We start from the raw sequence: 14,388 nt of genomic DNA on the forward strand, positions 1-14,388 counted from the left end.
CCCGGGGTCAGAGGCTCACGGCCACACCAGGCAGTACGGCTGGTGTCCCGCCTCGTGGAGGCGGACCGAGAAGTCCTGCCACTCGTGGAGGAGCTGGTAGACGTCGAAGGCGTCGCGCGGGCCGCCCCGGTCCGGGACCGTCGACCAGATGAAGGCCGCGGCGCCGACCGACTCCTCGCCGATCCCGCGCAGCGGGTCGACCACGGTCATCGGCAGCTTCACCACCGCGTAGTCGGGGTGCAGCACCACCAGCTCCAGCGGCGGCACCTTGTGCAGGGGCATGCCCTGGATGCCGGTCAGGACCATGGCCGCTATCGTCTCGGGCTTGATCTTGGTGAACATGCCGCCCATGCCGAGCTCGTCCCCGCCGAGCTCCTCCGGGCGCATCGAGATCGGGACCTGGGCCGCCGTCGCGCTGTTGGGCGCACCGAAGTACTTGTACGTCACCCCCAAGCTCCGGCCCCCGGTCGCAGGGGCTGGTTCCGCAGCGGGCTCCGGCCTCGGCCGGCCCTCCGCGGCGGTCGGTTCCTCCGTCCGACGGCGCCGGTGCCTCCCCCGCCGGGCAGACTCCGGACCCAGGTCGTCCGTCCCCTCGCCCGGTCCGCCACCGCGATGCATATCTCCACCCGACTGCTTTTTCTCGGCAACACGACCCCGCCGCGCAACCCGATCATCGTGTCAGTGACCTCCCCCGCGTTCGTACGGTGAAACACCTGTCCGCAAGAACGCCGTGGCCTCTGACACCATGGATTCCGTGAGTCATCCCTATGTCGCCCCAGTTTCGCAGACGCGGAGGGCGAGCGCCCCGGCGTAACAGACAGGATGCTCACCGCCGTCCCTCCGTTCCCGATGTCGTGCCCGAAGTCGTTCTCGCAGGTCAGGATCACAGTGCCGTATTCATACGAAGCCCCAGTCTCACAGACGCTTTTCGACCGCGCTTCCCTCGTGACGCCCGGCGGCGTGAACTCACCGGTGCGTGCCTTCCGGGCCGTGGGCGGAACGCCCCGGTTCATGGTGTCCGGTTCCGGTCCGTACCTCACCGACGCGGACGGTCGTGAGTACGTCGACCTGGTCTGCTCGTGGGGACCGATGATTCTCGGCCACGCGCACCCCGAGGTCACCGCCGCCGTGCAGGCCGCCGTGGCCCGCGGCACCTCCTTCGGCACGCCCGGCGAGGGCGAGGTCGCGCTCGGCGAGGAGATCGTCGCGCGGATCGAGCCGGTGGAGCAGGTGCGGCTCGTCTCCTCCGGCACCGAGGCCACGATGTCCGCGATCCGCCTCGCCCGCGGTTTCACCGGGCGCGCGAAGGTCGTCAAGTTCGCGGGCTGCTACCACGGTCACGTGGACGCGCTGCTCGCCGCGGCGGGCTCCGGCCTGGCCACCTTCGGCCTCCCGGACACGCCCGGCGTGACCGGTGCCCAGGCCGGGGACACGATCGTGCTTCCGTACAACGACCTGGACGCGGTGCGGGCGGCCTTCGCCGCGCACCCGGGCGAGATCGCCTGTGTGATCACCGAGGCCTCGCCGGGCAACATGGGCGTCGTCCCGCCGGTGGAGGGCTTCAACCAGGGCCTGGCGGACCTGTGCCGGGAGAACGGCGCGCTGTACATCTCCGACGAGGTGATGACCGGATTCCGTACGAGCCGCGCCGGCTGGTACGGCGTGGACGGTGTGAAGCCCGACCTGATGACCTTCGGCAAGGTCATGGGCGGCGGCTTCCCCGCGGCCGCGTTCGGCGGCCGCGCCGACGTCATGGGGCACCTGGCGCCGGCCGGGCCGGTCTACCAGGCGGGCACCCTCTCCGGTAACCCGGTCGCCACCGCCGCCGGGCTCGCGCAGCTGCGGCTGCTCGACGAGGCCGCGTACGACAAGGTGAACGCGGTCTCGAAGGAGATCCAGGGCCTGGTCACGGGCGCGCTGGCCAAGGAGGGCGTGGCGCACCGGCTGCAGACCGCCTCCAACATGTTCTCGGTCTTCTTCACCGAGGACGAGGTGCGGAACTACGACGACGCGAAGAAGCAGGAGGCCTTCCGCTTCAACGCCTTCTTCCACTCGATGCTGGCCGACGGCGTCTACCTGCCGCCGTCCGCGTTCGAGTCCTGGTTCGTGTCGACCGCGCACGACGAGCGGGCGGTCGAGCGCATCGCCGCCGCCCTGCCGGCCGCGGCCCGTGCCGCCGCGGAGGCCACGGCATGAGCGAGCGGAACACGTGGGACGAGGACATCACCGTCGTCCACCTGATGCGCCACGGCGAGGTCCACAACCCCGACGGCGTGCTGTACGGGCGGCGCCCCGGCTACCACCTCTCCGAGCTCGGCCGCCAGATGGCGGACCGGGTCGCCGAGCACCTGGCCGGCCGGGACATCACGCACGTCGTCGCCTCCCCGCTGGAGCGGGCGCAGGAGACGGCGGCGCCGATCGCGAAGACGCACGGTCTGGATCTGGCAAGTGACGAGCGGCTCATCGAGGCGGCGAACGTCTTCGAGGGCAAGACCTTCGGCGTCGGTGACGGGGCGCTGCGCAAGCCGGCGAACTGGAAGCACCTGACGAACCCGTTCCAGCCGTCCTGGGGCGAGCCGTACGTCGAGCAGGTCGTGCGGATGATGGGCGCGCTCGACGCGGCGAAGGACGCGGCCCGCGGGCACGAGGCGGTCTGCGTCAGCCACCAGCTGCCGATCTGGATCGTCCGCAGCTTCGTCGAGAAGCGGCGGCTCTGGCACGACCCGCGGCGCCGGCAGTGCACGCTGGCCTCGCTGACCTCGTTCACGTACCGCGGCGACAAGATCGTCTCGGTCGGGTACAGCGAGCCGGCCCGGGACCTCGTCCCGGCGCACCTCCTCGCGGGCGCGAAGCCGGTGAAGGGCAAGTCGAAGGCTTTCGGCGCGTAATCCTCACACGCCGACCGCTGGACAGCGGGGCACCCGGGCGACACAGTTCAGGGCGATCGGATGATGATGTTCATGTCATCCGGTCGCCCTGAAATTTTTGTGCGATTTTCCGGAACCTCCGTGTTCCTCCCGGCATCTCACTCATTGTCGGTTTGGATGACGTTCAGGTGATACGTCAGCGCGAATGGGGATGTCATGCGCGGGATCAGCGGGATCAGTCGAAGGGGGCTTCTCGGAGCGGGCGTCGGGGCCGCCGCGGCGATGGGGCTTGCCGCATGCAGCACCGGAGACCAGGACAAGCCAGGACGTTCCGGGCCCGGCAAGGGGGGTGACGTCTCGGCGGACCCGAGCACGCCCACCCCGACCAAGGACGACGCCCGGCTCATCGGCGACGGTTCCACCGCCGACACCGGCAAGCAGCCGCACCAGCCCGACACGCCCGTCCCGCTCGAACCCGGCCAGACCCCGCCCCAGTTCGTGATCTTCTCCTGGGACGGCGCCGGCGAGGTCGGCAACGGTCTCTTCCCGCGCTTCCTCGAACTCGCCAAGAACAACGACGCGGCGATGACCTTCTTCCTCTCCGGGATCTACCTCCTCCCCGAGTCCAAGAAGGACCTCTACCGCCCGCCGAACAACCGCGTCGGCGCCTCCGACATCGGCTACCTCACCGACGGGCACATCAAGGACACCCTGAAGTACGTCCGGCAGGCCTGGCTCGAAGGCCACGAGATCGGCACCCACTTCAACGGGCACTTCTGCGGCGGCTCCGGCTCCGTCGGCAACTGGACCCCGGCCCAGTGGCAGAGCGAGATCGACCAGGCGATGAAGTTCGTCACCGAGTGGAAGACCAACAGCGGCTGGACCGACCTCGACCCGCTGCCCTTCGACTACTCCAAGGAGCTCGTCGGCGGCCGCACCCCCTGCCTCCTCGGCCAGGACAACCTGCTCCCCACCGCCAAGCGCCTGAACTGGCGCTACGACGCCAGCTCGCCCGGCGGCCGCCAGACCTGGCCCGTCAAGCGCCAGGGGATCTGGGACCTGCCGCTGCAGGCCGTGCCCTTCCCCGGGCACTCCTTCGAAGTCCTCTCGATGGACTACAACATGCTCGCCAACCAGTCGAAGAACACGACCAAGGGCATGCCCTCGCGCTATCCGGGCTGGCGCAAGCAGGCGGCCGAGGCGTACCTCTCCGGCTTCACGCGCGCGTACGAGTCGAATCGCGCGCCCTTCTTCATCGGCAACCACTTCGAGCAGTGGAACGGCGGCATCTACATGGACGCCGTCGAGGAGGCGCTCAAGGGAATGGCCGGAAAGAAGGACGTACGGCTCGTCTCCTTCAAGCAGTTCGTGGACTGGCTCGACGTCCAGGACCCGAAGATCCTGGAGAAGCTGCGCACCCTGGAGGTCGGGCAGAAGCCCGCGGGCGGCTGGAATGCTTTCCTCAAGCCGACGCCCGCCACCGCCCCGGCCGCTTAGACGATCTTGACAAGGGGCTTTACGGGCACGTAGGGGGGTGCCCAAGATCCCCCAAACGCCCATGCGAAACTTTTCACATGAGCCTTAGCCGTGCCCCTCGACGCACCCTGCTCGCCGTCGCAGTGCTGACCGCCGCCGTCACACTCTCGGCCTGCAGCGGCGACAACAACGGCAAGTCCGGCGGCGGTGGCAACACCAACTTCGTGACCAACACGGGCGGTATCTCCACCGCCGCCAAGGGCGAGCGCGCCTCCACCGGGAAGCTCGCGGGCGAGACCCTCGACGGCAAGCAGCTCGACGTCGCCGACCTCAAGGGCAAGGTCGTCGTCCTCAACGCCTGGGGCTCCTGGTGCGGCCCCTGCCGCGCCGAGGCCCCGCACTTCGCGAAGGTCGCCAAGGACCTCCAGGGCAAGGGCGTCGAATTCGTCGGCCTCAACACCCGCGATCCCAACAAGCAGCCCGCGATCGCCTTCGAGGAGGACTACGGGGTGCCCTACCCCAGCCTCTACGACCCGCAGGGCAAGCTGATCCTCTTCGGCTTCCCCAAGGGCACCCTCAGCCTCCAGGGCATCCCCTCCACCGTCGTCCTCGACAAGGAGGGCAAGATCGCCGCCCGTTCCCTCATGGCGCTCGACGAGAAGAAGCTCCGGTCGATGATCGAGCCTCTCCTCAAGGAGAAGTGAGTCCGTGATCGAGACGGTCAACAGCGGAGCCCTGCTGCTCGCCCTGCCCATCGCGGTCCTCGGCGGTCTGGTCTCCTTCTTCTCGCCGTGCGTGCTCCCGCTCGTCCCCGGCTACCTCTCGTACGTCACAGGGGTCACCGGCGCAGACCTCGCCGAGAGCCGCCGCGGCCGGATGACCGCCGGCGCCGTCCTCTTCGTCCTCGGCTTCACCGCCGTCTTCGTCTCCGGCGGCGCGCTCTTCGGCTACTTCGGGTCGACCCTCCAGAAGTACAGCGACACGCTCACCACGATCCTCGGCGTGCTCATGATCCTCATGGGCGTCTTCTTCGCCGGCCTGATGCCCTGGTTCACGCAGCGCGAGTTCCGCTTCCACAAGAAGCCGGCCGCCGGACTGATCGGCGCCCCGGTGCTCGGCGCGCTCTTCGGCATCGGCTGGACCCCGTGCATCGGCCCGACCCTCGCCTCCGTCAACGCCCTCGCCCTGGAGCAGGCCAGCGCCGGGCGGGGAGCGATACTCGCCTTCGCGTACTGCCTCGGCCTCGGCGTCCCGTTCGTGCTCGCCGCGATCGCCTTCCGCAAGGCGCTCGGTGCGTTCGGCTGGGTGAAGAAGCACTATGTGTGGGTCATGCGGATCGGCGGCGGCATGATGATCGTCACCGGTCTCCTGCTCCTGACGGGTGCGTGGGACGACATGGTCGCCACGATGCAGGGCTGGTCCAGCGGTTTCACGGTGGGGATCTGAGTTCCATGAGCAAGACCGATACGAGCGAGACCGGGCGAGCCGCCGAGGAGGCGGCCGGGGCCCAGCTGTCGACCGCTCCCCAGGAGGAGACCGTCGTCGGCGGACCCACCCTCGGGGTCGTCGGCTGGATCCGCTGGTTCTGGCGGCAGCTGACCTCCATGCGGGTCGCGCTGATCCTGCTCTTCCTGCTCTCCCTGGGCGCCGTCCCCGGCTCCCTCATCCCGCAGACCAGCGCGGACGAGCTGAAGGTGCAGGCCTTCAAGGACGCCCACAAGACGCTCACCCCGCTGTACGAGAAGCTCCAGTTCTTCGACGTCTACAGCTCGGTGTGGTTCTCCGCGATCTACATCCTGCTGTTCGTCTCCCTCATCGGCTGCATCGTGCCGCGCAGCTGGCAGTTCGTCGGCCAGCTCCGCAGCCGCCCGCCGGGCGCCCCCCGGCGCCTCGACCGGCTCCCCGCGTACACCACCTGGCGCACCGAGGCCGAGCCCGAGCAGGTCCACGAGGCCGCGCTCACGCTCCTCAAGGGCCGCCGCTTCCGCGCCCACACGGCGGGGAACGCGGTCGCGGCCGAGAAGGGCTACCTCCGCGAGGCCGGCAACCTGGCCTTCCACGTCGCCCTGATCGTGATGCTCGTCGCCTTCGCCTGGGGCCAGCTCTTCAAGTCCGAGGGCGGCAAGCTGATCGTCGAGGGCGACGGCTTCTCCAACACGCTCACCCAGTACGACGACTTCAAGTCCGGCTCCCAGTTCGGCACCGACGAGCTGGAGCCGTTCAGCTTCAAGCTGGAGTCCTTCAACGGCACGTACGAGAAGAACGGCCCCCAGCGCGGCACCCCGCGCACCTTCGAGGCGGCCGTCAGCTACTCGCAGGGCGGCGCCGACAAGAAGGCGGTCATCCGGGTCAACGAGCCGCTGAAGGTGGGCGACTCCAAGGTCTATCTGATCGCCCACGGGTACGCGCCCGTCGTCACCGTCAAGGACGGCCGCGGCAAGACCGTCTTCCACGGCGCCGTGCCGCTGCTGCCGATCGACAACAACATCACGTCGACCGGCGCGATCAAGGTCATGGACGGCTACCGCGACAAGAACGGCAAGAAGGAGCAGCTGGGCTTCCAGGCCTTCTTCGTGCCGACCTTCGCGGGCGCCGGCAAGGGCACGATGTTCTCGCAGTTCCCCGCGCTCGACTTCCCGGTCATGGCGCTCACCGGCTTCCACGGCGACCTCCGCGTGAACTCCGGCCTGCCGCAGAACGTGTACCAGCTCGACAAGTCCAAGATGACCCAGTTCACGGACGCGTCCGGCAACAAGCTCGCGCAGCGCATGCTGCCCGGCGAGACCATGACGCTGCCCGACGGCGCCGGCTCGATCACCTTCGAGAAGGACGTCAAGGAGTGGGCGAGCTTCCAGATCTCGCAGCAGCCCGGCAACGGGCTCGCCCTCGCGGGCGCCATCGCCGCGATCGCCGGACTGACCGGTTCGCTCTTCATCCAGCGGCGCCGCGTCTGGGTCCGGGCCGTGCGCGGTGAGGACGGCGTGACCGTCGTCGAGATGGCCGGCCTCGGCCGGAGCGAGTCCGCCAAGCTGCCGGAGGAGCTGGGTGACCTCGCGGTCGCGCTCACCGTTCAGGCGCCCCCCGCGGCGGAAGCCGTACCGGAAACCGCGGAAGAACCCGCAGAAGACCCTGCCCCTTCTGGAGAGGCCGACAAGTGATCCTCGCCGCCACGACCAACGAGAGCCTGGCGCGGATGAGCGACCTGCTCATCTACTCCTCGATGGCCGTCTACACACTGGCCTTCTTCGCCCACATCGCCGAGTGGGTGTTCGGCAGCCGCAGCAAGGTCGGCCGCACCGCCGCCGCCCTGACGCAGCAGGCTCCGGCCGCCGCCCCGGCCGTGACCGTCCAGGTCAAGAAGGCCGGCGGGACCACCGTCCTCGACAAGCCGAAGGTCGTCACGCGCTCCGCGGCCGGCACCCGTGACGTGCCGGACGGTCCGGGCGCGGCGGGCGGCACCGTCCAGGGCGACCTGTACGGCCGCATCGCCGTCTCGCTCACCGTTCTCGCGTTCCTGGTCGAGGCCTCGGGCGTGGTCGCCCGGGCGCTCTCCGTGCAGCGTGCCCCCTGGGGCAACATGTACGAGTTCTCCACCACCTTCTCGACGGTGGCGGTCGGCGCGTACCTCGGCTTCCTCCTCGCGAAGAAGAACGTCCGCTGGATCGGCCTTCCGCTGGTCACCACCGTCCTGCTCGACCTGGGCATGGCCGTCACCTGGCTGAAGACCCCCAGCGACCAGCTGGTCCCGGCGCTCGACTCGTACTGGCTGTGGATCCACGTCTCCACCGCGATCTTCTGCGGCGCGGTCTTCTACATCGGCGCGGTCGCGACCCTGCTGTACCTCTTCCGCGACTCGTACGAGAACAAGCTCGCGACCGGCGGGAACCCCGGCTCCTTCGCCCGCTCCGTCCTGGAGCGGCTGCCCGCCGCCGCCTCGCTCGACAAGTTCGCCTACCGGGTCAACGCGGCCGTCTTCCCGCTCTGGACCTTCACGATCATCGCCGGCGCGATCTGGGCCGGTGACGCGTGGGGCCGCTACTGGGGCTGGGACGCCAAGGAGGTCTGGTCCTTCATCACGTGGGTCGGTTACGCGGCGTACCTGCACGCGCGCGCGACGGCCGGGTGGAAGGGCCGGAAGGCGGCGTACATCGCGCTCATCGCCTTCGGCTGCTTCCTCTTCAACTACTACGGCGTCAACATCTTCGTGAGCAGCAAGCACTCCTACGCCGGCGTCTGAGCTGGCACGGGGCCTGCCCCGGGGTGACGCTGGAGGTATGAGCGAGATCCCCCGGGGCAGGAGCGAGACCCACGACGGCGACGCGCACCTGCTGCGGTTCGTGGTGGACCTTCCGCATCCGCTGCCGCTGGTCTGGGCGGCCGTCGCCTCGCCCGAGGGCCTGCCGGGCTGGCTCTGCGAGGCGGATCCGCTGGAGCCGCGGCTGGGCGGGAAGGTCACTCTCCGCTGGCTGAACAGTGACACCGAGGTCTCGGGGCGGGTGACCGCCTGGGACCCCGATGTCGTCGCCGAGTACACGGTCGGTCCTTCGCACGGCCGGATCCGGTTCCATCTGGAGCCGGGGTCCGGGGGCGACGGGTCGACCGTGCTGCGTTTCACCAACGAGTTCCGCGGGTCGGCGGAGTACCGGCTGGACTGCCTCGCCGGGTGGCACGAGCACTTCGAGCGGCTCGCCGCGGCGCTGGGCGGTCACCCGAGCGACTGGCGGGACTGGGCGCCCGAGCGCCGGCGGCACCTGCGGGAGCTGTACGAGCGCGACGAAGCGCCCTGGCCCAAGTGGGAGCCGTAGGACCCGCCCGCAACGGGCGTCACCCCTTCTTCGGGGGCAGGCAGGTGTCCGTCGGGGGGTTTCCCTCCGGCCAGGCCATCTGGACGAAGCGCTGGGTGCCGTCCTGGGCCAGTTCCACGATCGGGACCGCCTTGTTGTACGGGTTGCCGTAGTTGTCCAGGCAGATCCAGCCGCTCGCGCCCTGGACCCGCAGGGAGCCCTTGACCTGCGGCCACTGCGTCCCCACGTCCTCCTTCGACGGGTACGCCGAGCCCTCCGGGGTGGCCTGGCGGATGGCGTGGACCGCCGTCGCCATCGCGTCGTACGCGATGATCGCCTGGCCGTCCGCGAGCGCCACCGGCTCGTTCTTCGGGGCGGCCTTGGCGATGTCCTCCACGAAGTCCGCGTACGCCTGCGCGGAGCCGCCCGTCCGGGGGAGCGTCCGCCCCGGGGCCGGCTTCCAGGCGTCGGGGTGGGCCAGCGACGCGTACCGCACGGTCAGCCTGCTCTTGAGGGCGTTCCGGTCGAGCTTCTTGTCCGCGCCCAGGTACGAGCCCTCGTCGCCGGTCAGGACCGTGAAGGCGCGGTCGACGCAGCCGCGGTCGCCGAGCGCGTTGATGAACTGGCGCAGCTGGGTGTGGCGGCCCGCGAAGAAGACGGTCTCGGTGCGGGTGTCGCAGATGAGGTGCGTGATGTTGCGGAAGGTGTTGGCGGTGGTGCCCTCCTGGGTGGAGTCGGCGGCCGAGGTGAACTCCTGCGGCTCCAGGGGCGCCTTCGCGAGGGAGGCGGCGAAGGCCGCCTTCAGCGTGTCGACGTAGTGGTCGCCGCTGCGGGTGTCCTGGACGAGGAGCGCCTTGGCGGCGTCGACGCGGCCGAAGTGCGCGAGCGCCTTGGCCTCGTCGCTGTTGGTGGGGGAGACGCGGGCGAGGCCGGGGTAGGGCTTGCGGCCGGGGCCGTTGGCGATGTCGTCGGCGGTGATGGTGGTGCCGACGACGGCGACCCGGGCGCGGGTGAGGGCGGTCACCGCCTCGCGCATCTCCGTGGAGGAGGTGGCGATGCCGGAGACGGCCCGCAGCCGGTCGGGGCCGTCGGCCATGGCGACGAGCTGGTCGACGGTGGTGCGCCAGTGGGCGTTGCCCTGGCCGGTGTTGGCGAGCACGAGACGGATGGTGGGCCGCTGGCCGTTGGACTCCTGGTTGGCCCGGCGCTGGTAGGCGTACGCGCCCTGCACCTCGTGCAGGACCTTGGCGCGCATGCCGCTGTCGGTGGAGGTCAGGGGCAGGAGGACGGCGACGGTGACGTACTCGCCGGCCTTGAGGCCTGCGTTCTCGTCGCGGATGGTCTCGGCGACGGCGCGGAGGTCGCCGGTGCCGAAGTCGTGGCCGGTGCCGTTGACGCCGATGCATTCCTCGCTGCCGGCGGGGCGGGCCACACCGGGAGCGCAGGAACGGTTTTCCGGCTGGGTGAGCCGGGCGAAGCCGTACCCGCCGAGGCCGAGGACGACGGCGGCCGTGACGACCGAGGCGACGAGCTTCTGGCGGGGGGTGCGGACGCGCCGGCGCAGCCGTGCGTCGAAGCGGTCGGGCATGGCGTCAGACTCCGTTCTCACGGCCCGGCGGCAGCGAGAGCTCCCGCCAGGCACGGATGTCGCGCGGCCAGTGGCCTGCCGCGTCCCAGAGTGAACCGCTGCCCGTCAGATGGCGGCCGGAGAGCCGGCGCAGCTCGTGCGCGAGCCGGTCGGCGACCTCGTCGTCGGGCAGTGCGAGCGGATCGGTGAGCAGCCACACGGCGTGCAGCAGCCGCCGTACGGACAGGTGGAGTGCGGTGGTCTCGGGGTCCAGGCCGTCGGGGAGGGCGCCGGCCGGCTCCTGCCCGAGGGCGACCGCCCGGCGCGGATCGGGGCCCGGCCGGTTCCGCTCGCGCGGGTACGGGGCGGCGGCGATGAACCGGAGCCGGCCGAGCCAGCCGAGGACGTCCTGCTCGGGGAAGGTCTCCCGCAGATGGGCGACGGCCTCCTCGGTACGGCCGAGGGCCAGGCCGTGATGGAGGCGGTACGGGCCGGGGCCGGGCCCGTAGTGGCGGTACAGCGTCTCGTGGACGGCGTGCCAGGCGGCGTACCGCGGGTGGTCGCCGTCCTCGAAGCGGAGCCGGTGGAGGAGCAGCGCGCGCAGCAGCGGGTCGGCGACGAAGTGGCCCGGGCCCTCGCCCCAGTTCTCGGCGCGCAGCTGGTCGCGGACCCGCAGGGCCACGTCCCCGTCCAGGGATTCCCCCTGGAGCCGGGCGTGGGCGAGCATCCGGGCGGACTCCTCGTCGTGGGTCGCGGCCAGCACGGCGTACGGCCCCGGTCGGCGGACCGGCAGGAGTTCGGCGAGGAGCGTGGGGGCGACGGGCACCGGCGGGGCGTCCTCGCGTAACTCTACGGTCAGGTCGAGGAGCCCGCCCGGGGTGAGACCGGCCCGCAGCTCCGCGGGGACCTCGCCTGCGGCCCGGCCGAGGAGGGCCACGCCCAGGGGGCGGCCGCCGGTCAGCCGGTGGACGGCGCGGGAGAGTGCGGCGGGGGTGCGGCCCGCCGGGTCGTGGTGGTCGAAGGCGGACCGGGTCTGGGCGGGGGAGAGCGGGGTCAGCTCGACGGCGAGGATGCCGGAGCCGACGCTCGTCCCGCGCGGGCACGGCGCCCGGTGCGCGGTCTCGGGCAGCCGGGTGCGGGTGGCCTGCCGCAGGCCCTCGTGGTCGCGGATCCGGGAGGTGGCGAGGACGACGACCCGGTCGCGGCGGCCCTCGGCGGAACGGGCGCGCAGGATCGGCTCGACGAGCTGCCGGCCGAGCGGCTCGTGGGCGTTGTCGAGGAGGAGCAGGGGACGGCCGACGCGGCTGCCGCGCCGGAGCCCGGTGTAGGCGGTCAGCAGGTCCTCGGTGAGGGCGCCGACGAGGAAGTCCTCGGCCTCGCGGCGCCGCCGACCGCCCTGCTCGAAGTCGATGGCGAGCTGCTGGAGTCCGGCCTTGCCGCGCCCGCCGGCGTTGCGGTAGCTGCCGTACCAGCTCTCGGAGGCGCGCTGGAGGCGGCCGAAGACCTCCTCCAGGACGGTCTCCACGGTCGCCTCGGCGAGCAGCCCGGCGAGCGGGGCGGAGGCCTCGGCGAAGGTGGCGGCGAGCTTGGCGAGGACCTTGCCGACCCAGTTGGCGGCGGCGCCCCTGGTCGCGTCGACGGTCGCCAGGAGCGGCGCGAGCCGCTGGAGGTCGCGCCGGGCCCGCTCGTCGTCCTCCTGGGACCAGGCCAGCGAGGCGACCGCGACGAGGCCGAGCGAGAGCCGGGGGAAGCGCACGGGCCGGGCGGCGAGCACCTTCGGCGACAGCTGCACGGCCAGTTCGGAGAGGGCGCCGGTGACCGGGGTCCAGCCGGGGCCGTGGTCGGCGGGCGGCTCGATGTGGGCGCAGTCGAGGAGGGCGAGCGGGGTGTAGCCCCGGTAGCGGTTGCGGACCTCCTTGAGCAGTGCGGTCTTCCCCATGCCGCGCCCGCCCGTGAAGACCGTCACCGGCGGGTCGTCCCCGTGCTCGTACGCGACGCGCGCGGCCCCCTGCCGGGTGAGCCCGACGAGCCGTGCGGCGAGCCCGCCGTCGTCCAGGACCGCTTCGCGGCCGTACAGCTCTCTGTCCACGCCCCTGCCACCCCCGTCACAGTCAACTCAAGGATATCGACGGTGTGTTGGGAAAGCGGTCGGCTTTTCGAGTCTGTTGTGGAGGCGTTCTCACTCCGTGTCGGTTCCTCTCGGCCCGCCGTCTCGGCCCGTCGTCTCAGTCCGTCGCGATGGCGTCGAGCTGGGCCCGCAGATAGCCGTGCGACTCGATGCCGTGGATCGTGGTCCCGGGCGTGCACTCGTAGAAGTACACCAGCGACATCAGCTCCTCGGCGGGCGCGTCGGCCGGTGGCGGCAGCACCCGGTGGCGGCCCGAACGCCAGCGTCCGCCGGTCCAGCCCGCCATCAGGTCACCGATGTTGACGGTGAACGCGGCCGGATCGTACGGGGCGTCCTGCCATCCCCCGGCCTCCGTGAACACCTGGAGGCCGCCCCTGCCCGCCTCCCGGTCCAGGACGGTGACCGTGCCGAAGTCCGTGTGCGGGCCGATGCGGAACTGACCCGGCTCCGGATCCCCGGTGCGCTCCCGCCCCGGGTACCAGTTGACGTTGAAGCCGAACGTGGGGTGCCCGGTGTGCCGGGTGAAGAAGTCCCGCTCCTCGCCGAGCGCCACGCCCAGCAGGTCGAGGACCCGGTCCGAGAGCGCCTTCATCTCCGCCAGGTACGTCTCCAGGAGCGGCCTCAGCTCGGGCACCTCGGCCGGCCAGGTGTTCGGCAGGAACCACTCGGCGTCCACCGCCGGGTCCCCGGTCGGCTCCTCCGCCGCGAAGGAGAGCGACTCCTTCAGGTCGGGCGGGGTCGCCGTGCCCTCCGCGTACCCGTTGGCCTCCGCGCCCGGCCCGAGCCACCCCCGCCCGCCGACCCGCACCGCGTACGGCTCCTTGACGGCGGCCGGCAGATGGAAGAACCGCCGGGCCACGGCCCGGATCTCCGCCCGCAGCCCCGGGTCGACGCCGTGCCCCGTGACCAGCAGGAACCCGGCCTCGCGCAGCGCGAGGTCGACGGCGGGCAGCTGCGGCGCGGGCGCGCGGGTGAGGTCGATCGTCGGCAGGTTCGCTTCACTCATCCCCGATGTCCTCGTTCCACAGCGCCGGATTCCCCTCGACGAACGCCCGCATCAGCGCGACGCACGCGGGATCGTCGAGGAGGACGATCTCGACCCCGTGCTCCGCGAGCCAGTCGTGCCCGCCGTGGAAGGTCTCCGCCTCCCCGACGACCACCCGCGAGATCCCGAACTGCCGCACCAGACCGGAGCAGTACCAGCACGGCGAGAGCGTCGTCACCATCGTCGTCCCCCGGTACGAGCGCTGCCGGCCCGCCGCGCGGAACGCGTCGGTCTCCGCGTGCACCGAAGGGTCGCCGTCCTGCACCCGCCGGTTGCGCCCCCGCCCGAGCAGCACCCCGTCCGCCCCGTACAGCGCGGCCCCGACCGGAATCCCGCCCTCGGCGAGTCCGGCCCGGGCCTCGGCGACGGCGGTGCCGAGCCACCGGCGTGCCAGTTCCAGATCCATGGGGGGAGCCTTCCCCGACGGGGCGCCGGCCTCACACCCCGGGCCTGCCGCCGATCGGCTGAGGCCCGGGACCGCACCGGCCGGGTGACGGGAGGGCGGGTGCCGGGGGCGCTTA

Annotated in this window: 13 protein-coding genes; 8 read left to right on the forward strand and 5 right to left on the reverse strand. The window is 71.4% G+C overall.

What is annotated here, in order from left to right:
* Positions 1–15 precede the first annotated feature (15 nt).
* Entirely contained in the window at positions 16–618 is a 603-nt protein-coding gene (locus IE237_RS35565) for a hypothetical protein (protein WP_189806309.1), read from the reverse strand.
* Between the two features lie 231 nt (positions 619–849).
* Here IE237_RS35565 and hemL point away from each other — a divergent pair, with 231 nt between their 5' ends.
* The 8 genes from hemL (at position 850) to IE237_RS35605 (ending at position 9,148) form a co-directional block, all read left to right on the forward strand.
* Positions 850–2,196 (forward strand): glutamate-1-semialdehyde 2,1-aminomutase, encoded by a 1,347-nt coding sequence (hemL, locus tag IE237_RS35570; protein ID WP_189806415.1) that lies wholly within the window; start codon positions 850–852, stop codon positions 2,194–2,196.
* A complete protein-coding gene (locus IE237_RS35575; RefSeq protein WP_189806310.1) occupies positions 2,193–2,888 on the forward strand; it encodes a histidine phosphatase family protein in 696 nt (231 codons plus the stop codon). The genes hemL and IE237_RS35575 overlap by 4 nt, the downstream gene beginning before the upstream one ends.
* Positions 2,889–3,092: 204 nt before the next feature.
* Entirely contained in the window at positions 3,093–4,364 is a 1,272-nt protein-coding gene (locus IE237_RS35580) for a polysaccharide deacetylase family protein (RefSeq protein ID WP_189806416.1), read from the forward strand.
* Positions 4,365–4,441: 77 nt separating this feature from the next.
* Entirely contained in the window at positions 4,442–5,047 is a 606-nt protein-coding gene (locus IE237_RS35585) for a TlpA family protein disulfide reductase (protein ID WP_189806311.1), read from the forward strand.
* 4 nt (positions 5,048–5,051) lie between these two features.
* Positions 5,052–5,789: a cytochrome c biogenesis CcdA family protein gene (locus IE237_RS35590; protein WP_189806312.1), complete on the forward strand. Its 738-nt coding sequence runs from the start codon at positions 5,052–5,054 to the stop codon at positions 5,787–5,789.
* A gap of 5 nt (positions 5,790–5,794) precedes the next feature.
* Entirely contained in the window at positions 5,795–7,501 is a 1,707-nt protein-coding gene (gene resB, locus IE237_RS35595) for a cytochrome c biogenesis protein ResB (protein ID WP_189806313.1), read from the forward strand.
* Positions 7,498–8,580, forward strand: a complete 1,083-nt coding sequence (gene ccsB, locus IE237_RS35600) for a c-type cytochrome biogenesis protein CcsB (RefSeq protein WP_189806314.1) — start codon at positions 7,498–7,500, stop codon at positions 8,578–8,580. Before resB ends, ccsB begins: the two co-directional genes overlap by 4 nt.
* 37 nt (positions 8,581–8,617) lie before the next feature.
* Positions 8,618–9,148, forward strand: a complete 531-nt coding sequence (locus IE237_RS35605) for an SRPBCC domain-containing protein (protein ID WP_189806315.1) — start codon at positions 8,618–8,620, stop codon at positions 9,146–9,148.
* 19 nt (positions 9,149–9,167) lie between these two features.
* Here IE237_RS35605 and IE237_RS35610 read toward each other — a convergent pair whose 3' ends face one another.
* From IE237_RS35610 to IE237_RS35625, 4 genes are all read right to left on the reverse strand, one after another.
* Entirely contained in the window at positions 9,168–10,715 is a 1,548-nt protein-coding gene (locus tag IE237_RS35610; protein WP_189806316.1) for a hypothetical protein, read from the reverse strand.
* 4 nt (positions 10,716–10,719) lie between these two features.
* On the reverse strand, positions 10,720–12,783 hold the full coding sequence (locus IE237_RS35615; protein ID WP_189806317.1) for a hypothetical protein: 2,064 nt from the start codon (positions 12,781–12,783) through the stop codon (positions 10,720–10,722).
* A 136-nt stretch (positions 12,784–12,919) separates the two neighbouring features.
* On the reverse strand, positions 12,920–13,828 hold the full coding sequence (locus tag IE237_RS35620) for an isopenicillin N synthase family dioxygenase (protein WP_189806318.1): 909 nt from the start codon (positions 13,826–13,828) through the stop codon (positions 12,920–12,922).
* Positions 13,821–14,273, reverse strand: coding sequence for a nucleoside deaminase (locus IE237_RS35625; RefSeq protein ID WP_189806319.1), 453 nt, complete (start codon positions 14,271–14,273; stop codon positions 13,821–13,823). Before IE237_RS35625 ends, IE237_RS35620 begins: the two co-directional genes overlap by 8 nt.
* Positions 14,274–14,388 lie beyond the last annotated feature (115 nt).

Origin of the sequence: Streptomyces tanashiensis (genome assembly GCF_014648895.1) — a bacterium.
In the GTDB taxonomy this organism is placed as follows: Bacteria; Actinomycetota; Actinomycetes; order Streptomycetales; family Streptomycetaceae; genus Streptomyces; species Streptomyces tanashiensis.